The sequence below is a fragment of the Deinococcus malanensis genome, from assembly GCF_014647655.1.
GTDB lineage: Bacteria > Deinococcota > Deinococci > Deinococcales > Deinococcaceae > Deinococcus > Deinococcus malanensis.
In genome coordinates this window covers 35649-53129 of the sequence record NZ_BMPP01000008.1, presented here as the reverse complement: position 1 = coordinate 53129, position 17481 = coordinate 35649, and the positions used below count along the sequence as shown (strand labels likewise).

Annotated in this window: 20 protein-coding genes; 13 read left to right on the top strand and 7 right to left on the bottom strand. The window is 65.4% G+C overall.

Annotation, left to right across the window (positions count from 1 at the left end; genetic code table 11):
* The first annotated feature begins 105 nt into the window (after nt 1–105).
* The 3 genes from IEY49_RS10720 to IEY49_RS10710 are packed head-to-tail and all read left to right on the top strand — an operon-like array spanning nt 106 to nt 1540.
* Nucleotides 106–468 (top strand): hypothetical protein, encoded by a 363-nt coding sequence (locus IEY49_RS10720; protein WP_189008126.1) that lies wholly within the window; start codon nt 106–108, stop codon nt 466–468.
* A complete protein-coding gene (locus IEY49_RS10715; RefSeq protein ID WP_189008123.1) occupies nt 468–1127 on the top strand; it encodes an SHOCT-like domain-containing protein in 660 nt (219 codons plus the stop codon). Before IEY49_RS10720 ends, IEY49_RS10715 begins: the two co-directional genes overlap by 1 nt.
* 53 nt (nt 1128–1180) lie before the next feature.
* Entirely contained in the window at nt 1181–1540 is a 360-nt protein-coding gene (locus IEY49_RS10710; protein WP_189008120.1) for a DUF2089 domain-containing protein, read from the top strand.
* Here IEY49_RS10710 and IEY49_RS10705 read toward each other — a convergent pair.
* Both IEY49_RS10705 and IEY49_RS10700 read right to left on the bottom strand, forming a co-directional pair.
* Nucleotides 1530–2078 (bottom strand): GNAT family N-acetyltransferase, encoded by a 549-nt coding sequence (locus IEY49_RS10705; RefSeq protein ID WP_189008117.1) that lies wholly within the window; start codon nt 2076–2078, stop codon nt 1530–1532. The two genes, IEY49_RS10710 and IEY49_RS10705, sit on opposite strands and share 11 nt — an antisense overlap.
* 69 nt (nt 2079–2147) lie before the next feature.
* A complete protein-coding gene (locus tag IEY49_RS10700; protein WP_189008113.1) occupies nt 2148–2843 on the bottom strand; it encodes a Crp/Fnr family transcriptional regulator in 696 nt (231 codons plus the stop codon).
* A 190-nt stretch (nt 2844–3033) separates the two neighbouring features.
* Between IEY49_RS10700 and IEY49_RS10695 the strand changes: the two genes are divergently transcribed.
* Nucleotides 3034–4869 (top strand): acyl-CoA dehydrogenase C-terminal domain-containing protein, encoded by a 1836-nt coding sequence (locus IEY49_RS10695; RefSeq protein ID WP_189008110.1) that lies wholly within the window; start codon nt 3034–3036, stop codon nt 4867–4869.
* A gap of 71 nt (nt 4870–4940) precedes the next feature.
* Here the strand turns inward: IEY49_RS10695 and IEY49_RS10690 are convergent, their stop codons facing one another.
* Complete coding sequence (locus tag IEY49_RS10690; protein ID WP_189008107.1) at nt 4941–5570, bottom strand: DsbA family oxidoreductase; 630 nt, start codon at nt 5568–5570, stop codon at nt 4941–4943.
* Nucleotides 5571–5674: 104 nt separating this feature from the next.
* On the opposite strand from IEY49_RS10690, the gene aguB reads away from it, so the two are divergent.
* Nucleotides 5675–6568 (top strand): N-carbamoylputrescine amidase, encoded by an 894-nt coding sequence (aguB, locus tag IEY49_RS10685; protein WP_189008093.1) that lies wholly within the window; start codon nt 5675–5677, stop codon nt 6566–6568.
* A gap of 2 nt (nt 6569–6570) precedes the next feature.
* On the opposite strand, the gene IEY49_RS10680 is transcribed toward aguB, so the two are convergent.
* Nucleotides 6571–7221 carry a hypothetical protein gene (locus IEY49_RS10680; protein ID WP_189008090.1) on the bottom strand — a complete coding sequence of 217 codons (651 nt, stop codon included), beginning with the start codon at nt 7219–7221 and terminating at the stop codon, nt 6571–6573.
* An 83-nt stretch (nt 7222–7304) separates the two neighbouring features.
* Between IEY49_RS10680 and IEY49_RS10675 the strand changes: the two genes are divergently transcribed.
* The gene (locus IEY49_RS10675) at nt 7305–8531 is read left to right on the top strand and encodes a cytochrome P450 (protein WP_189008086.1); all 1227 of its coding nucleotides are present in this window, start codon (nt 7305–7307) and stop codon (nt 8529–8531) included.
* On the opposite strand, the gene truA is transcribed toward IEY49_RS10675, so the two are convergent.
* On the bottom strand, nt 8521–9387 hold the full coding sequence (gene truA / locus IEY49_RS10670; protein WP_229780737.1) for a tRNA pseudouridine(38-40) synthase TruA: 867 nt from the start codon (nt 9385–9387) through the stop codon (nt 8521–8523). The genes IEY49_RS10675 and truA overlap by 11 nt on opposite strands.
* A gap of 84 nt (nt 9388–9471) precedes the next feature.
* Here truA and IEY49_RS10665 point away from each other — a divergent pair, with 84 nt between their 5' ends.
* Both IEY49_RS10665 and IEY49_RS10660 read left to right on the top strand, forming a co-directional pair.
* Nucleotides 9472–10341 carry a peptidoglycan DD-metalloendopeptidase family protein gene (locus IEY49_RS10665; protein ID WP_229780736.1) on the top strand — a complete coding sequence of 290 codons (870 nt, stop codon included), beginning with the start codon at nt 9472–9474 and terminating at the stop codon, nt 10339–10341.
* A gap of 13 nt (nt 10342–10354) precedes the next feature.
* Nucleotides 10355–10705: a hypothetical protein gene (locus tag IEY49_RS10660; RefSeq protein ID WP_229780735.1), complete on the top strand. Its 351-nt coding sequence runs from the start codon at nt 10355–10357 to the stop codon at nt 10703–10705.
* A 215-nt stretch (nt 10706–10920) separates the two neighbouring features.
* On the opposite strand, the gene surE is transcribed toward IEY49_RS10660, so the two are convergent.
* On the bottom strand, nt 10921–11697 hold the full coding sequence (surE, locus tag IEY49_RS10655) for a 5'/3'-nucleotidase SurE (RefSeq protein WP_189008083.1): 777 nt from the start codon (nt 11695–11697) through the stop codon (nt 10921–10923).
* A gap of 169 nt (nt 11698–11866) precedes the next feature.
* The gene (locus tag IEY49_RS10650) at nt 11867–14125 is read right to left on the bottom strand and encodes a sensor histidine kinase (protein WP_229780734.1); all 2259 of its coding nucleotides are present in this window, start codon (nt 14123–14125) and stop codon (nt 11867–11869) included.
* A 242-nt stretch (nt 14126–14367) separates the two neighbouring features.
* On the opposite strand from IEY49_RS10650, the gene IEY49_RS10645 reads away from it, so the two are divergent.
* The 5 genes from IEY49_RS10645 (at nt 14368) to IEY49_RS10625 (ending at nt 17479) form a co-directional block, all read left to right on the top strand.
* On the top strand, nt 14368–15258 hold the full coding sequence (locus IEY49_RS10645; protein ID WP_189008080.1) for a sulfurtransferase: 891 nt from the start codon (nt 14368–14370) through the stop codon (nt 15256–15258).
* 99 nt (nt 15259–15357) lie between these two features.
* Nucleotides 15358–15672 (top strand): PadR family transcriptional regulator, encoded by a 315-nt coding sequence (locus IEY49_RS10640; RefSeq protein WP_189008078.1) that lies wholly within the window; start codon nt 15358–15360, stop codon nt 15670–15672.
* On the top strand, nt 15669–16244 hold the full coding sequence (locus IEY49_RS10635) for a hypothetical protein (RefSeq protein WP_189008075.1): 576 nt from the start codon (nt 15669–15671) through the stop codon (nt 16242–16244). The genes IEY49_RS10640 and IEY49_RS10635 overlap by 4 nt, the downstream gene beginning before the upstream one ends.
* The gene (locus IEY49_RS10630) at nt 16241–16879 is read left to right on the top strand and encodes a hypothetical protein (RefSeq protein WP_189008072.1); all 639 of its coding nucleotides are present in this window, start codon (nt 16241–16243) and stop codon (nt 16877–16879) included. Before IEY49_RS10635 ends, IEY49_RS10630 begins: the two co-directional genes overlap by 4 nt.
* 111 nt (nt 16880–16990) lie before the next feature.
* Complete coding sequence (locus IEY49_RS10625) at nt 16991–17479, top strand: hypothetical protein (RefSeq protein ID WP_189008069.1); 489 nt, start codon at nt 16991–16993, stop codon at nt 17477–17479.
* Nucleotides 17480–17481: the final 2 nt, after the last annotated feature.

Genomic DNA, 17481 nt, shown 5'->3' with positions numbered 1-17481 from the left:
GTCTGCTGTGACGGTGCCGGTCTACGGCGGGCTGGTCTGTACCAGCCTGACCATCAACGGGGGGACCACGGGTCCAGCGGCCCCCCGGAAAGGAGGCGACCCGAGATGACTGTTCCACTGCGTACCCATTCCTTCAGGATTCACCCTGCTCCGGGTCGCCTGAGTGGCTCCTCTGGCCCGGTGGTGACCGCTGTCATCAGGTCCGGACGCGGTTACCGCGTAATTCGCCGGGTTCGTCTGGCGCAGGCGACAGGATCCCGGCGTGCGAGCCTCTGGCAGCGCATTCTGAGCGTGCTTCACCCTTCTGCAGACGCTGAACTGCTGTATGATCGCCAGTCCTGGCGCCGCGCCCTGCATCAGGAACGGCTTGAGTTTCCCGCGCCCCTCATGCTGGGCGGACAGCTCACCTTTCTCCCAGGCACCAGCCGGTCCCGTTACCAGCGCGTGACGAGCAAAGGAGGCCTGTGATGAAAGAAAAGGTCAAACGCATTCTGGAACTGGTCCGCGCCGGCAAACTCAGCCTGGAGGACGCCGCGCCCCTGCTCGCCGCCCTGAACACCCGCCTGGCGCTGACGGACAGCGACCGTGAACTGGTGGCCTCGCTGCTGGCCCGTGAGGAACTCGACGCTGGTCAGGTTGCCGACCACCTGCTGCTGCTGCGTGGCGTCAGGGACATGGCGCCCTCTCCGCCTTTGCCGCCACGTCCCCCGCGGGTCGTCGTGGGCGGCCGGCCGATGCCGGGAATGGACGGTTTCGTTGATCGCCTTTCGGGCAGCCTGGACGGTCTATTCGACCGCGTCACCGAGCAGGTCGAACGGTCCATCGAGGGCAGCATGCCACCCCGGCACCGGACCGTGACGGTTCACAGCGGCCACTCCCACGGATCGGCGCGCATCCTGCGGGTAGAGGTCGAGTCCTCGACCGGCGACGAATACTCGGCCAACCTGCCGGTCAGCCTGGCGCCCCACCTGCACAAGCTGATTCCGCCGCACGGCCTGAGTGCTCTGGAACGGGCCGGGCTGAGCATTGAGGCGCTGCAGCTGCTGATCGAGTCCGATCCTCCTCCTGGCGATCTGATCAACGCCGAGGACTCGGAGGGCAACTCGGTCCGGATCACCCTCCGGTGAAGTCCGGCGGCGCTGACCCTGAAGGGGTGGCGGGCCCGGCCCAGCCCTACAGTATGTTTATGCGCCCTCTGCCCCTGCCTTTTCCCGACGAGACCGAATCGCCGCTGGTGACGGAACTTCGCTTTCCGACCAGCGGCGTTACGGTGCGCGGCGTCTTTGAACTGAACGAGTTCGCGGTGCTGACCCCCGACAATCTGGAGTTCCTGCGGCTGTACATCCGGGTGCGTGGCAACCTCAAGGAGGTCGAGCGCGTGCTGGGCGTGAGTTACCCCACGGTCCGGGCGCGCTTCGACACGCTGCTGCGCGCCATCGGCTACGAGTCGGAGGTGGCTGACCCCCATGACGAGGTGCTGGAAAAGCTCGAACGCGGGGAAATCACCCCCGACGAGGCCGCCCGCAAGCTCAGACGCTGAGTTGCTGTTCACCTGCGACCAGGGACGCGAGGCTGTCCCAGACCATTCGCACCTCGCGCAGCTGCCCACCGGAAACTGGCACGGTTTTCTCACCGTGCTCCCGTGCGCCCTGGCGGAGGTACCAGCCACGCGAGGGATTGACGTCCAGCACCCACAGCGCCATCGAGTGCGCGCCTGCTGCGTGCAGGTCCTGGGCCAACGTCAGCAGCAGCGCACGGCCTGCTCCCCTGCCCTGCACGCGACGGAACCTGTACAGCGTGTACAGTTCGGCATCGAAACCTGGGTGTTGCGGCGCCGGGCCACCCGAGGTGAATCCCACGATCTCTCCAGCAAGTTCCGCGACATAGACCGGCTGCCCGGGACGACCGATGGCTGCGGCCCAGTTGGCCGTGCGGCGCTCCCGGGCCGCAGCGTCGGTCATGTGGGTCAGGAACTCGGAGGGGACCAGACCAGGATAGGTTTCCGCCCAGCTCCCCGTATGCACGGCGGCTATGGCAGGGGCGTCGTCAGGGCACGCGGGCCGCACGGCTACAGTCATAGCCCAGCCTAAAAGAACATTCCCCTTCCCGCCTGCTTGATCTGGCGTAGGAAGGGGCACCTGCTCTGCTCAGTGGCTCTGTTCCAGATACTGCTTCAGGGCGTCCATGCGCACGATGATGGGTGTGCGGGCCCGCACGATGGCGCCGTCCTGCTTGAGCTTGCCCAGGCTGTGGCTGACCGTCTCGCGGGTGGCACCCACCATGCGGGCAATGTCTTCCTGATTGAGCTTCAGGGCCAGTTCCACACCCTGCGCGTGAGGGCGGCCAAATTCACGCGCCAGCCGGTAGAGCAGGCTGGCCACGCGTTCCGGGGCACTGTAGGCACTGACCGCCGCCGTCCAGGACTGGGCCTCGAACAGCCGCGCGGCCATCAGCCGGATCAGCTTCATCGCCAGATCCGGCTTGCTGTTCAGGAGCTTTTGCAGCTCATTGCGGGGCAGCACGATCAGGGTAGTGCGCTCCAGGGCCTCGGCCTGGGTGGGCCGGCGTTCCTCGGCCTGCAGCAGCAGTTCACCAAAGGTGTCGTGCTGACCGATCACACCCAGGATGGCTTCCTTGCCATTGGGAAACAGCTTGCTGATCTTGATCAGGCCGCTGCGCACGAAGTACAGCGCGTCTGCCGGATCGTCCATGCGGTAGATCACTTCCCCCGGCTGATAGGAGCGGTAGGGAGTGGTGGCAGCGACCTGTTCCAGTTCGGCAAGTTCAAGGTCAGCGAACAGCTCCGTACGCTTGAGGTGCCAAACCAGGCTTGGGTAATTCATGATCCTGTACACCATACCTGAAAACCCTGTGTTCAGGGGGTTGCGCAGGCAACAGGGAACGTCCGGGCTCCGGAGATGTTCAGGAAAACCGGAGCGTGACTTTCATCCACCCAAGTTTTATACTCGGTATAATTAACAGACCCGGGTCTCCTCCTGTTGTAGGCGGAACCCACCCAAGGAGGATGGACCGATGCCCACCTACAAAGCTCCGCTGCGCGACATGAAATTCATCATGAGTGAGCTGCTCGACGCCCCTGCCCAGCTTGCCCAGATGCCCTTTTACACCACCAACGAAACCGCCGATGCCGATCTGATGACCCAGGTGCTGGAAGAAGCGGCCCGGTTCGTGGAGACCGAACTGGTGCCCCTGAACCGCGTGGGTGACCAGGAAGGCTGCAGGCGCGACGAACAGGGCAACGTGACCACGCCCACCGGTTTCAAGGCTGCGTACAAAAAGTACCGTGAGGCCGGCTGGACTGCGCTGGACGCTGACCCCAACTACGGGGGGCAGGGCATGCCTCACCTGGTCAGCAACATGCTGGTCGAGATGATGTGCAGCGCCAACGTGGCCTGGAGCATGTACCCGGGACTGTCTCACGGCGCCTACAGCGCCCTGCGGGCCGTGGGCAGCGATGAGCTCAAGGATCTGTACCTGCCCAAGATCGTCTCAGGCGAGTGGACCGGCACCATGTGCCTGACCGAGCCGCACGCCGGCACCGACCTGGGTATGATCCGCACCCGGGCCACCGACAACGGTGACGGCAGCTACAGCCTCACCGGCACCAAGATCTTTATTTCGGCCGGTGAGCACGACCTGGCCGACAACATCGTGCACCTGGTGCTGGCCCGCCTGGAAGGCAGCCCAGAAGGCACCAAGGGCATCTCGCTGTTCGTGGTGCCCAAGTTCGTGCCCACCGCCGAGGGCGGGGTCGGCGAACGCAACGGCGTGGTCTGCGGGAGCCTGGAGCACAAGATGGGCATCCACGGCAACGCCACGGCCGTGCTGAACTTCGACGGCGCCAAAGGCTGGCTGGTCGGCGAGGTCAACAAGGGCATGAACCACATGTTCATCATGATGAACGCCGCGCGTCTGGGCACCGGCCTTCAGGGCCTGGGCCTGGGCGAGGTCGCCTACCAGAACGCACTGGTGTACGCCAAGGACCGCATCCAGATGCGCCACACGCCGCGCGTGAGCAGCGAAAGCGCCGACCCCATCATCGTGCACCCCGACGTGCGCCGCATGCTGCTGACCGGCAAGGCCTACACCGAAGCCGGGCGCGCGCTGGCCATGTGGCTGGCCCTGAGCATCGACACCGAGCACCATCACCCCGACGAGGCCAAACGCAAGGAAGCCGCCGATCTGGTCGCGCTGCTGACCCCCATCGCCAAGGCCTTCATGACCGACAACGGCTTCCACGTGGCCGTGCAGAGCCAGCAGGTCTACGGCGGACACGGCTATATCCAGGAATGGGGCATGGAGCAGTTCGTGCGTGACGCCCGCATCGGGCAGATCTACGAAGGCACCAACGGCATTCAGGCGCTGGACCTGCTGGGCCGCAAGGTCCTGATGGACGGCGGCAAGAAGCTCCAGAATCTGGCCGGCACCCTCCAGGAATTTGCCGAGGCGCATGAGGACGACGAGCACATCGGCGAGTACGTGAATCAGCTCGGCAAGGCCGCGCAGCAGCTGGGCAGCCTGACCATGGTGATCGGTCAGAAGGCCATGGGCGGCGAAGGCGGCGCCGACGAGGTGAACGCCGCCGCCGTGGACTATCTGCGCTACTTCGGCCACGTGGTGTACGGCTACCTGTGGGCCCGCATGGCCAAGATCGCCCAGGAGAAAATCGACGCTGGCACCGATCGCGACGGCTTCTACCTGGCCAAGGTGCAGACCGCCCGCTTCTACTTCGCCAAGCTGTTCCCCGAGACCAAGACGCTGGCAGCGACCATCAAGGCCGGCAACGAGTCGCTGGCGGTCGATGACCAGGCGGTCTTCGGCTGGGAACCGGCCCTCGCGCTCGCCTGAAGCGGGTCCCGATAAAAAGAGCACCTCTGACCGGTCTGGTCAGGGGTGCTCTGCTTTCGCAGCGGCTCTGCCTAGGACGCCACCCTGCGGGTGCGTTTAATCGTGCCGATGCCTGCTTCCGAATGCAGGACATGCCGGTACAGCTGCCAGCGCTCGCGTGCCACCAGCGGGTCGCGGGTCAGGTGGTCAAACCGGTAGTAGGCTGCGTGACCGTCCGGCAGGACAAACGTGGGTGTGCCGAATACACCCAGACGGTGGGCTTCGCTCAGGTCCGATCGCAGGCCCTCGCGCAGGCCAGCATCGTCAGCACGGTCGGCGGCCCAGCGGTCCGTGTCCAGGCCCGCTGTCCGGGCGGCCTGGGTCAGGGCCTCCTCCTCCAGGGGCTGCCCGTCCTCATGGCGAATGCGCAGCAGCGCCAGAGAGAACGCCCAGGCGGCCTCGTCTCCCTGGCAGGCCGCCGCACGCGCGGCCAGAAATGCCGCGAGGCTGCTGCGCTGGGAAACGGTGCCCTCCCCTGCCGGCTGGTCAGTCAGCCACCAGCGCGGCTCCGGCTGGCCGGCGTTGTCAGGGTGGTTGCCCTGCACCAGGGAGAAGTGCCGCAGCCGGAAGGTTTCCCCTTCGGCGCGCAGCACATGGGCCAGTTCCATTCCCCGCCACGCATACGGGCACACGAAATCGAAAAACAGATCGGTCGCGGTCATCCGGCGACCCTAGCACGGCGGATCTGAGGCCTGACGGGAAGGTAAACCCCACATGGCGACCCGGCCCAGCATTCACGGGGGCCGGGTCCGGTACCCTTTTCGTCATGAGCCGTACTCCTGACACCGTGAAGCTGGCCGCCGTGCAGATGCACGTGACCGATCAGCTCGAAGACAACGTGGCCCGCGCCGAGGCGCACGTCCGCGACGCTGCGAAGCAGGGTGCGCAGGTGGTGCTGCTTCCGGAGCTGTTCGAGAACCTGTACTTCTGTCAGGTGGAGCGCGAGGACTACTTCGGGCTGGCCCATCCTATCGAGGACCACCCGTTTATCGGCCGCTTTCAGAATCTGGCGCAGGAACTCGGTGTGGTGCTGCCACTCTCGTACTTCGAGGCCGCCGGGCAGGCGCACTACAACTCGCTGGTCTGCATCGACGCGGACGGTTCACTGCTGGGCAACTACCGCAAGACCCACATTCCTGACGGCCCCGGTTACGAGGAGAAGTACTACTTCAATCCCGGTGACACCGGCTTCAAGATCTGGCCGACTCGCTACGGCCGGGTAGGCGTGGGAATCTGCTGGGACCAGTGGTACCCGGAAACCGCGCGGGTGATGATGCTGCAGGGCGCGGACTTCCTGCTCTATCCCACTGCCATCGGCAGTGAACCGGCCGAGGTCGAGACCCCCAACAGCCACCACATGTGGCAGCGGGCCATGGTGGGCCACGCGGTCAGCAACTCCACGTACGTAGGTGCCGCCAACCGGATCGGCACCGAGCGGGTCGGTGACCTGGAGCAGACCTATTACGGCCACACCTTCGTCAGTGACTACACCGGCGAGATCGTGGCCGAACTCGGCGAGCAGGAAGAAGGCGCGCTGGTGCAGGACCTCAACCTGACAGGGGCAAAGAAATTCCGCGCTGGCATGGGCTTTTTCCGCGACCGCCGCCCAGAGCTGTACGGCGCCCTGCTGACCACCGACGGCGTGACCCGCCGGGGCTGACTTCAGGACTCAGGGAGGTCCGGCGCGAGGTTGAGACGGTAGAGGTACCGTTCCGGCCCGCGCCTTGACGCGTAGCGGACACGCAACTCATGCAGCTCCCGTTGCAGGGCCTTGGCGTCCTCCCGGGTGAGCTGCAGTTGCCCCCAGTCCACGGTCAGGGCCGGCCCGGAGTCGTGGAGCAGATCTGCCAGATCGAAGGCCTCGGCACGGGGCGTGATATCAAAACTGACCTCATCCCCTGTGCGGTACAGCCGCAGGGCGATGTCCTCGTCACGCTGTACCAGCTTGACACCGGCCTGTACCACCGCGTGGTGGAAACGGGTCTGGAAGGTGCCCTCGTGCAGGGAGATCAGGTCTTCCAGACTGCCCAGTGCCGTCAGATGGTATGGAATCAGAAAGGCGTCCGAGACAGCGCGGTAATGCCGCATGGCGCGGCCCCGCCTCGGCTCCAGACGTGTCTCGGTGACCAGACCGGCAGCCAGCAGCCGGCGCACCCGGCGGTGTGTGGCATTGACCGGTCGCGCGCAGGCAGCGGCAAGCGGCGCCACGCTCCATTCGCGCCGCATCAGGTGCTGCAGGACCAGGGTGTACTCGGGGGACAGGCACAGCTGCGCGGCAAACGGGTCGCGGATATGCAGCCAGACGCGGGACATGGCCCTCAGCGTACCGCGGGGGCCCGGAGCTCTACTCGACCTGAGGACTTGATGGTCGAGTAGACAGCAGGGCACGCTGGGGCATGACCACACCCGCTCCGCAGCCGGCTCCGGAACTTCTGGCCATTCAGGCCCTGTGGCACCCGGAGGCCGTGCGCAACCCATATCCCGGCTATGAGCGGGTCCGGGCTCTTTCCAGCGGGGGTGTGTTGTCTGTTCCGGAATGGAACGCGACCTTCATGAGCGGACACGCCGCCAACAGTGCCCTGCTGCGCTCCCCGGCGGTCCGCAGCGGGAGCATGATTGCCCAGGCGCCCGGAGATACCGAGGCCATGCGCCTGCTCAAACCCATGATGCTGTTTCACGACGGCGCCGGGCATGCACGCCTGCGGGGACTGGTGCAGGCGGCCTTTACGCCCCGGGTGGTGGCCGAGCAGCGCGAACTGGTCAGAGCCATGCTGGCAGAGCTTCTTAAGGCCCTGCCCCGCGAGGCCGAGACTGATCTGGTTGCCGGCCTGGCCGCGCCGCTGCCTGCGCGCGTGATCATGCACATGCTGGGCCTGCACGGCGACGACGAGGCCCGCTTCATCCGCTGGACCCAGAGTGTGGCGGACCTGCTGGGCGGTGCCGACCAGAGCGCGGAGCTGATGGCGAGGATCGAGACCGATGCGAGCGAGATGCGCGAGTATTTCCGGGGGCTGGCCGACGAGCTGCGGGCCTCTCCCCGCCCGGGGCTGTTGAGTGCCCTGGCCGCCACCGAGGACGGCGGCGAGCGCCTGAGCAGCGACGAACTGCTGTCCAACGCGGTCCTGCTGCTGGCCGCCGGTCACGAGACCACCAGCAATCTGATTCCGGGTGGTCTGCTGGAACTCTCACGTCAGCCGGAGGCGTGGGCCGCCCTGGTCGAGCAGCCTGACCACCCCAACGTCGCCGACGAGCTGCTGCGCATCGTTTCGCCGGTGCAGTACGACGGCCGGACCCTGGCCGAGCCGCTGACCCTTCAGAACATACCGTTGCCTGCCGGCAGCCACGCCCAGCTGATGCTGGGGGCCGCCAACCGTGACCCGCAGGTTTTCCCGGAGCCGGACCGTATCCGCTGGGAACGGCCCAACAGCGCGCGGCATCTGGCCTTTGCTGCCGGCGCCCACTACTGTCTGGGCGCCAGTCTGGCCCGGCTGGAAATCCGCGAGACCTTCTCGGCGCTGGCCACCCGTTTCCCTGGACTGCGGGTGACAGACACCACCCCGCCCTTCAAAACCAACCCGGTGCTGCGCGGGGTCACCCGGCTGAACGTCCGCCTCAACGGGTAAGCCATGCCACCCTGGTGCGCCGCTGCAGGCCTCCCCTGACCTGATCTGTGCCTGGAATTTCCGCGCCCGCCTCCGGGTAACTTGCCCCCATGAAATAGAGGCCATGCGCCGGCACATTTGCTCCCGCCTGCGAACGCTGCCGGCGTGCAAGCACGTCGCGGACCGCCTGCGGCTCCAGCTTCCCCTGGCCGCACAGCAGCAGCGTTCCCACCAGTCCGCGCACCATGTGGCGCAGAAAGCTCTCGCCGACCACCTGAACCTCCCAGAGGGGCGTAGCCGGAACCACCTGCAGGAGACGCAGTTCGCGCACGGTCTGGCGGTCCTCCTGGGTGGCAAAGGCGGCGAAATCATGCGTACCGGTCAGGTACGAGGCTGCCGCGTTCATGGCGCCGGCATCCAACCCCCCGGGTAGGTGCAGCGCCCGCCCATGCCACAGCGGATGGCGCTGTGGACTGACCAGCAGCCGGTAGACATAGCGCCGCTCGGTGCAGGAAAAGCGGGCGTGGAAACCTGCGGGGGCTTCATGGGCGTCCAGAACCGACACACTGGGCGGCAGCCAGGCATTCAGGGCGCGCGCCAGTTTCGCCGCCGGCACCCGGAAGCCGCCCGGCACATCCACATGCACTGGCATGGCCTCGGCGTGCACGCCCGCGTCGGTGCGGCCGGCGGCCACGGGCCGGAAAGCCCCGTCTCCCAGCCGCCCAAACGCCGCATGCAGCGTGTCCTGGACACTGGGCGCGTTGGGCTGTGACTGCCAGCCGGCGTAGGGTCCGCCGTCCCACGCCAACGTCAACAGAACCCGCCGGTAGCCGTCAGGCGGGCGGAACTCTGGGCGGGCTTCGGGCAGGGCATCCATCGCAGGCAGGGTAGCGCGGCCACACCGTCGTCCGCCAAAAGGCATTCATCCGCCGGGCCAGAGCGGGACTTATGCTGGGCGACCGTGACTGCCCCGCTGCTCCTTGGCCCGCTACGCTCGACCGGACGGCTTCTGCTGACGGCTGCCCTGTGTATCTCGCTGTTGACGGGCGTGGCCGACGCAGCCACTGCCTACCGCGTGAAGCCCGGTGACACCCTGAGTGGCATCGCCGCGCGCGCCGGCGTCAGCATGGCGAGCATCCAGGCCATCAACCCGTCACTGCGTCGCACCGATCGGGTGCAGTTGGGCCGCGTCCTGAAGCTTCCCAACCGGAAACTGGCGGCGCGCACCCATATCGTCAGGGAAGGTCAGAACCTGACCGTCATTGCCCGCAAATACGGCCTGAGCGTGACGCAACTGGTGCGCGCCAATCCAAAGTACGCCGGAGGCCGGGCGCTGTGGGCCGGCACGAAGCTCACCATTCCGGCCCGGCGGGCCGCCGCGCGCACCAGCACGCCAGGCGCGACCGTGCGCCGGGCCAGCGTGCGCGTCAGCAGGGCCACAGGAGGAACCTGGTTGTGGCCGGTCAAGGGTCACCATAACGTCAGCAGCGGCTATGGTGAGCGCACGCTGGAAGGCGAGCAGGAGATTCATTACGGCATCGACATCGTGGCGCCCGTGGGTACCCTGGTGAGCGCGGCACGTTCAGGGCGGGTGCTCGAATCCCGGCCGGACTTCGACCGGGGCTGGGGCTGGACGGTCGTGATCGAGCATCCGGACGGCTGGATCACCCGTTACGCGCACCTCAGCGCCAACCTGGTCCGCACCGGCGAACTGGTGGTGCGTGGCCAGCCGGTGGGCCGGGTGGGCAACACTGGACGCAGCACGGGTCCCCACCTGCATTACGGCACGTATCTGCGCTGGAACCCTCGCGACCCCATGAGTCTGTACTGAGATGGCCGGCGCAATGGCGTCCCAGCCAGCACAGATTCCGCCTGCACAGATCTGGTACGTCGAGTCCAGGGGCAAGGACGCCCTGAGCAACCTGCACGCGTTTCTGAACTCGCTGCGTGGGCTGCCCGGTCTACTGGGTGCAGAGCTGCTCACCAGCCCCGCCCAGCCGGACCTGGCCCTGGTCGCCAGCCGCTGGTCGGCCCCTCCTCCTGACATGCAGCTGCCACCCGGCGCGCGGGGCTGGACATTTGAAGTGGCGGCCAGTTGCCGACCCGGTTCTGAAGTACAAGCCCTGCAGGCTGAGCCCGAACCGGCTCCGGACCGGAAAGCAGCATCGAGCGCCCGCCGTGAACCAGGTACATAGATAGCGCCGCAATTGATCAGACCCTTGCTCATCCTGCCGGGGCCACTGGGCTGGCCGGAACCATCCCGCTGCTGTCAGCCCAGCTTCCACCTACAGCATTGGTCAAAAAGAGGCCATCTTTTTGACCGGGCGAAGCGAATAAATTTTAGCGAGCAGGACGCAGAACGAAGCCGCCAAGAGGCTGTCTTCCGGGTGGCGTCATTCGGAGAACTGCCCTACAAAGCAGGAACGTATCCTGCCACCTCGTCCATCAGGTCGCGGGCCGTCAGGTCCAGGCGGACCGGCGTCACGCTGATGTATCCGGCCTGGATGGCACCGTAGTCGGTCTCCACGTCGTGAGCGTCGCGGGCGCGGCTGGTGCCGGCAACCCAGTGGTAATCGCGGCCCTCGGGGTCCTCGCGGGTCACGATGGAGTCTTCCCAGCGGTGTTCACCCACCCGCGTGACCCGCACGCCTTTGGGCACGCCATGCGGGAAGTTCACGTTGAGCAGCACGCGCGGGGGCAGGCCCCGGGCCAGCACCTGCTGGGCCAGACGCACGGCGTAGGCGGCCGAGGCCGCGAAATCGTACTCCCCGGAAGGCGCAGACTGCTGACTGAAGGCGATACTGGGCAGACCCAGCGCCAGACCCTCGATGGCCGCCGCGACGGTCCCGCTGTGGGTCAGGTCGTCGCCCAGGTTGGGGCCAATGTTGATGCCGCTGACAATCAGGTCCGGGGTGCCCAGCAGGTGCACACCCATCACCACGCAGTCGGTGGGGGTGCCGTCCACCCGGTAGGCCGGAATGTCTCCGAACCCCGCGGAGGCTGTGTGCTTGAAGCGCAGCGGGCGGCGGATGGTAATGCCGTGTCCTACCGCAGACTGCTCCACGTCTGGGGCCACCACCACCACATCCGCAATCTGGGCCATGGCCTGTCCCAGGGCCTTGATTCCAGGTGAGAAGACGCCGTCGTCGTTGGCCACCAGCACCTTTTTTCTGTTCGTTCCGGTCATTGGCCCTACTCTAGTGTGGCCCTGGCGACGGGAGTGACAGAGCCCTCCACGACATCTTGTGAAAAGGCCCGCCAGTCAGTGCACCCGATGCTTCTGATGGGACCGTCCGCAGCTTTGCGTGTCTCACGGGCCTGTGGGACGTCTCCGCGTGTCAGGCCTTGAGCTGACCTCAGACAGAGGCGGGATCTGCGTCTGGCTGTGGAAGGGTAAACCCAAAGGTCGCGCCCCGCCCCGGCTGGCTGCTGGCCCACACCCGGCCTCCGTGCCGCGTGATGATGCGCCGGACATTGGCCAGCCCCACCCCTGTCCCTTCAAACTCGTGCTGGTGATGCAGGCGCTGGAACACCCCAAACAGCTTCTCCTGGTATTTCGGATCGAAGCCCACGCCGTTGTCGGCCACCAGCACCGCCGTGGCCCCGTCGTGCTTCTCGGCCCAGATCCGGATGCTTGCCACCTCACGGGGACGGGTGTATTTCAGGGCATTGGACAGCAGATTGACCAGCACCTGCCGCAAGGTGTCCCAGTCGCCGGCCACCACCGGAAGGGGATGCACCTCCCACTCCACACTACGCCCGGCAATGTCCGGCTCAAGCTCGTTGCGCACGGACTGGACCAGGACTTCCAGATCCACGGCTTCATACTGAATGGGCAGTCTTGAGGTCCGCGAGAGGTCCAGCATCGCGTCGATCAGGACATTCATCCGCCCGGCCGCCTCGCCCACCACGTTGAGGTAGCGCGCCGCCTTGGGGTCCAGGGCCTCACCAAATGATTTGCGCAGCAGGTCATTGAAGCCGGTGATATGCCGCACCGGGGTACGCAGGTCATGCGACACGCTGTAGGCAAAGGCCTCAAGTTCCTCATTGGCGTCGGCCAGCGCGGCCGTGCGCGCCGCGAGCACAGCGCGTTCCTGGGCCAGTTCCGTGATCTTGTCGGCGCGGTCCACGGCCAGTTCCAGACTGCGCGCAACCGTCTCGATCACGGTGCGCTCCACCTCGGTCCAGCCCTCGCGCCCGAACAGTGCCAGCCCAAAAATCCCGCGCACACCGTGTGGCGACCTGAGTGGCAACATAGCGGTGGCTGTTACATGGGCGGTGTGATCCGGGAGGTGATCGGTCGCCCGGTTATACAGATGCTGGTAGTACGGCTGCCCTGTCTCGAAGGGAATGCGCAGGTTTGAGGTCTGCTCGTGTGCCAGACCGGCATCGTGGGCCTGCCTGAGCTGTTCGTCACCGTACTCGCCCAACATCTGCCGGACGTACCAGCGCTCTCCACTGCGTTCGTAATACACCGCTGTGCCCAGGGGAATCAGGGATTTCAACAGGGATTGGGCCTGCCCGATCAGGTCGTAGGGTTCTCCTGTGGCAGTGAGGTCACGGGTCCATTCGTCGAAAGCGGCCAGCGCACGGTTGCGGGCAGCAAGTTCCGCGTTGCGCTGTTGCAGTTCGCGGGCAAGCCTGGCTGACTGAAGGCTGGAAGCCACCTGCGCGGCCAACAGCCGCAGAAAGTCGCGGTAGTCCTCGTCAAGCCGTTTGCGGGGGTTGATTCCGGTGATCAGCAGCCCCAGCAATGTGCCGGTGTCCGTCTGTCTCAGGGGCAGCAACGCCACCTGCTCGACCGGCTCGGGCCAGGGTCCGGCAGCCAGAGGGGTCGTAGCCATGACCTGCAGGGTGAGTTCCTGCTGCGCGAGCCCAGCCGTCCAGTGTTCGGGCAGCAGGCGCCAGGCTTCTGCCTGATCCTGTTCCAGCCTGGCATGGCCGGACAACGACAGGGTGCCGTCAGCTTGCGGCAGGTACAGCAGCACGAACGGCAGGTCATGGGGGTTGTCATCGGCAACGCTCAGGGTTTGCCGGACGGTGTCCCCGGACCCGGCGGTCTCCAGCAGGCGCGCAGTCAGCGCTGCATGGGTTTTTGTCCGCCGCGCCGCAAGCACCCGGTCTGTCGTCTCATTGACCAGCGAAAGCACACCCCCGACCTCCTGATCCACGTACAGGGGGGTCCAACTGACGTCGAAGTAACACTCCTCCATGTACCCATGGCGCACCAGGGGCACCAGCAGATCCACGTATGCGGCGCTCTCGCCCCGTTCAAGAGCGGCGTCGAAGACAGGCTTGAGCCCTGGATACCCATCCTGTCCGAAGATATCGGCGGTCCGTGCACCCAGCGCCCAGGGGTGCTTGTCCTGCCCCAGGATGGGCCGGTAGGCATCGTTGTACAGCGCGATCAGATCGTGCGTCCACCCCAGGTACATCGGCTGAGTGGACGAGAGGATCAGTTGCACGAAGGTGCGCAGCGGCCCTGACCACGACCCGGGCGGTCCCAGGGTCGTGGACGCCCAGTTAAAGTCGCGCATCAGCACGGCCATTTCGCCGCGCTGCCGGAACAGGACGTCAGACGACTCCAGGGACTCGGGACTGCCAGAGGGGAACATCAGTTGTCAGTCAGAATACCAGCTTGGTCTTCTGACTATGAAAAATGCGCCTCCGGCCTTCACCTCCAGCAGGCCCGGTCTCCCTGTACGGTCAGCTGTTCTGCAGCAGGACGCGCATCTTCTTGACGAATACTGCATAAGACGCTATTTTTTGTCCATCACCGCCCGAGAGGCGGCTTTTTTATTGCCTGTTGTCCGCTCTGGTGCGCCCGACACACCCAGGGCAGGTGTACGCTTCGGGCATGACTGCTGCCTCATCGTCAGGTTTTCCGCTGGCCCGTGCCGAGTGGCTGGTCGCCCACCTGCACGACCCGCGCGTGCGGGTGCTGGATTGCCGCTATGGCCTGAGCGATCCGCTGCTGGGGCGCATCGCCTACCTGGAGGGTCATGTGCCGGGTGCCGTGTACGCCGACCTGGAGACGGACCTGAGTGGACCGGTACAGCCCGGTGGCGAAGGCGGGCGGCATCCCCTGCCTGCTCCCGAAATGCTTGCGGCGTGGCTGGGACAGGTGGGGATCGGCAACGACAGCGTGGTGGTCTGCTACGACGACCCGTCCGGTGGTCAGGGCTTCTACGCGGCGCGGGCGTGGTGGCTGCTGCGCTGGCTGGGTCACCGTGAGGTCAGCGTGCTCGATGGCGGCTGGCCTGCTTATCTGGCAGCCGGGGGTCCGGTGAGCACGGAAGATGCCAGGTATCCTGCTGCCACCTTTATCCCTGAAGTTCAGGCTGACTTCGTGGCCGGTGCCGATGAGGTGGCCACGCGTGACGCGGCCACACTCCTGATCGACTCGCGCGCCGCGCCACGGTACCGCGGAGAGACCGAGCCTCTGGACCGCAAGGCTGGTCATATTCCGGGGGCGGTGAACCGTGACTGGAGCAGCGCGCTGCACCCTGACGGTACCTTCCGTTCCGGCGAGGAGCAGGCGACCCGGCTGCAGGCTGGTGAGCAGACGACCATCACCTACTGCGGCAGCGGCGTGAGCGCCACACCAAACCTGCTGGCCCGCGAACTGGCCGGTATACCGCTGGGTCCCCACAACCGCCTGTACGCCGGCTCCTGGAGCGACTGGGTCAGCGACGACAGCCGGCTAGTGGCCACCGGGGAGGAGGACGCCAAGCCTCAGCAGATGTAAAGCAGACCCATCCCCAGCTTTCTGTCACCCCACGACAGGCGCCCGGACCATGTCTCATTTCTGCTTTGGATGCATCGAATTCAGATGCATACTGGAGCCATGAAGACGCGGGAGCAATTGCGGATGCTGATTCTGGCGGTGCTGGAACGCCAGCCAGAGCACGGCTACGCCATAGCCCAGGCCATCAAGGCGCGCTCGGAAGGTCTGCTCACCGCCCGCGAAGGCAGCCTCTACCCGGCCCTTCACGCCCTGGAAGCCGAAGGCCTGGTCGAAAGCGAAGAGCACGATGTGGGTGGCCGGGTGCGCCGGGAATACCGACTGACCGAGAAGGGCAAAGGGGTGCTGGCCAAAGCCCGCAAGGAGTGGGAGAAGCAGGTGCGTGCTGTGGGGGCTGTGATCGGAGGACAGTCATGAACGCCCAGAACTGGCTCACGCGGGCCACCGGGGAGTTCCCGGAAGGCGTGACCCGGCGGGTCAGTGCTGAAACGCTGGCTCACCTTCAGGACACGGGTCTGCCCCAGGACGCGGACGTTTCGGTCGTGCTTGGGTCACCTGACGACACGGCGCGTGAATTGAGGCAGCTTTACCTGAGCCGAAGAGAGTGGGCCGGTCTTCAGCCGGGAAGCAGTTACCGGGCGCTGATCACCTTTGCCAAATGGGGCGTGTGGGCCGTGGCTGTTCTCCTTTGCATAGAGGCCCTGAATGAGATCAGCGTGCTGTACACAATGGCACTGGTGGTCTACCTGCTGGGGCTGGCCTGGACTCACAGGCTTCCCTATGTCCGGCGGTGGAATCTGCGAATGGGGGCCATGCTTGCGACCATGTGCGTGTTCAGGTGGCTGCCTGACCTGTGGAAAGACGCAGGTCTCAGCCCGGACTACCTCTGGGTGATTACCCCGGTTCTGCTGGTCAGCATGACGGCATACCTGTGGACAGAAAATGGCCGCCTGCGCCGCACGCTCACGCTTGAAGGAGAACCCGCATGAGCCTGGAAAAGTATCTGCAGGACGTGACCTGCCGGTTTCCACCCGACACGGCCGAGCGCATCCGCCGAGATCTTGAGGAGCACGCCCTGGCCCATATTCAGGAGCTGAAGGAAGCAGGACACCCGGATCCGGAAGGCACTGCGCTGGCCGCTCTGGGCTCGGTCTCGGAGGTCTACCGGGCCCTGGAGCAGCAGCACTACACCCTGTTACAGGAAACGGAGTTGGAGGCCATCCGGGCGTACCGGAACGTCAAAGTTCAGAGCCTTGCCCAGATCCTGCTTGGATTCCCCCTGTGGCTCGCACTTCCATTTTTGAATGTGCTGCTTGACCCGGAGGAGACGTTTTTCTGGGGATGGTACGCCGCCTACGTCCTGGGCCTTCTGCCAATCCTGGCACTGGAATGGTGGATCCCCCGGCATTTTGCCACCCGGAGTGCCAGGGTACTGCTGGGGCTCCTGCGTTTTATGTGGTTTCCGATGATGTACCTAGGAATGCATCTGGTATGGCAGGAGGAAGATGACTTCTGGTTCGGGATCGTCGGAACATTGGCGGGCCTTGGCGTCCTCCTGCTGATTCCGAGCGGACCAAGTGTCCTGTGGGCTTATGTCCGCAAAGCGCTGCGCAATGCCCGCTGACCGGTGAAAAAGCAGAACTGGGTAGCCCCTCCAAGTCCCGTGGCCAGCAACATGATGCACCGAAGGTCATTTTCGTCACATTAGGCAAAGAGTTAACTTATCTTAAAGAAGATGAAGATCTCTCCTTATCTCGTGCTCGCTCCTGTCGCTGTTCTATCGGCCTGTACTGCGGCCATTCCGCAGGAGCCCTTCAGGGCTGGCGATGTGTTTGTGATGACCGGACTGACGAAAGACAATCAGGGAGTCTCCCAGACCTTCACCCTGCGGGGTAAGGGCACCTGGGACAAGGACGAGTGGGACTATGACGCCGACGGTACCGGTACAAACACCGCTTCTCTGACGATTTCAGCCGAACAGGACTTCGTGTCTGTCTTTGACTATCAGGAGGCTCCTGTCGGCAAGACGATCGGCAGTGCCCAGGTTCTGGCATGCCTGGCTCCTGTCTCCGGCCCAGGATGGAAAGTGGCCAGTGGCCGCCTGCTCCGGACTACACACGACAACGTCCGCACCATGGTGGCCACCTGGAACACCCAGTCCAAGGAGAACGCCTACGCCGCATTAATCGAAGCCACCGGTACCTGCGTCCTTAAACGCCAGTAAAC

What these genes read in the sequence shown, in the direction of transcription:
- IEY49_RS10720 (WP_189008126.1), top strand. Translation starts at nt 106, where the DNA reads ATGACTGTTCCACTGCGTACCCATTCCTTCAGGATTCACCCTGCTCCG.
- IEY49_RS10715 (WP_189008123.1), top strand. Translation starts at nt 468, where the DNA reads ATGAAAGAAAAGGTCAAACGCATTCTGGAACTGGTCCGCGCCGGCAAA.
- IEY49_RS10710 (WP_189008120.1), top strand. Translation starts at nt 1,181, where the DNA reads ATGTTTATGCGCCCTCTGCCCCTGCCTTTTCCCGACGAGACCGAATCG.
- IEY49_RS10705 (WP_189008117.1), bottom strand. Translation starts at nt 2,078, where the DNA reads ATGACTGTAGCCGTGCGGCCCGCGTGCCCTGACGACGCCCCTGCCATA.
- IEY49_RS10700 (WP_189008113.1), bottom strand. Translation starts at nt 2,843, where the DNA reads ATGAATTACCCAAGCCTGGTTTGGCACCTCAAGCGTACGGAGCTGTTC.
- IEY49_RS10695 (WP_189008110.1), top strand. Translation starts at nt 3,034, where the DNA reads ATGCCCACCTACAAAGCTCCGCTGCGCGACATGAAATTCATCATGAGT.
- IEY49_RS10690 (WP_189008107.1), bottom strand. Translation starts at nt 5,570, where the DNA reads ATGACCGCGACCGATCTGTTTTTCGATTTCGTGTGCCCGTATGCGTGG.
- aguB (WP_189008093.1), top strand. Translation starts at nt 5,675, where the DNA reads ATGAGCCGTACTCCTGACACCGTGAAGCTGGCCGCCGTGCAGATGCAC.
- IEY49_RS10680 (WP_189008090.1), bottom strand. Translation starts at nt 7,221, where the DNA reads ATGTCCCGCGTCTGGCTGCATATCCGCGACCCGTTTGCCGCGCAGCTG.
- IEY49_RS10675 (WP_189008086.1), top strand. Translation starts at nt 7,305, where the DNA reads ATGACCACACCCGCTCCGCAGCCGGCTCCGGAACTTCTGGCCATTCAG.
- truA (WP_229780737.1), bottom strand. Translation starts at nt 9,387, where the DNA reads ATGGATGCCCTGCCCGAAGCCCGCCCAGAGTTCCGCCCGCCTGACGGC.
- IEY49_RS10660 (WP_229780735.1), top strand. Translation starts at nt 10,355, where the DNA reads ATGGCGTCCCAGCCAGCACAGATTCCGCCTGCACAGATCTGGTACGTC.
- surE (WP_189008083.1), bottom strand. Translation starts at nt 11,697, where the DNA reads ATGACCGGAACGAACAGAAAAAAGGTGCTGGTGGCCAACGACGACGGC.
- IEY49_RS10650 (WP_229780734.1), bottom strand. Translation starts at nt 14,125, where the DNA reads ATGTTCCCCTCTGGCAGTCCCGAGTCCCTGGAGTCGTCTGACGTCCTG.
- IEY49_RS10645 (WP_189008080.1), top strand. Translation starts at nt 14,368, where the DNA reads ATGACTGCTGCCTCATCGTCAGGTTTTCCGCTGGCCCGTGCCGAGTGG.
- IEY49_RS10640 (WP_189008078.1), top strand. Translation starts at nt 15,358, where the DNA reads ATGAAGACGCGGGAGCAATTGCGGATGCTGATTCTGGCGGTGCTGGAA.
- IEY49_RS10635 (WP_189008075.1), top strand. Translation starts at nt 15,669, where the DNA reads ATGAACGCCCAGAACTGGCTCACGCGGGCCACCGGGGAGTTCCCGGAA.
- IEY49_RS10630 (WP_189008072.1), top strand. Translation starts at nt 16,241, where the DNA reads ATGAGCCTGGAAAAGTATCTGCAGGACGTGACCTGCCGGTTTCCACCC.
- IEY49_RS10625 (WP_189008069.1), top strand. Translation starts at nt 16,991, where the DNA reads ATGAAGATCTCTCCTTATCTCGTGCTCGCTCCTGTCGCTGTTCTATCG.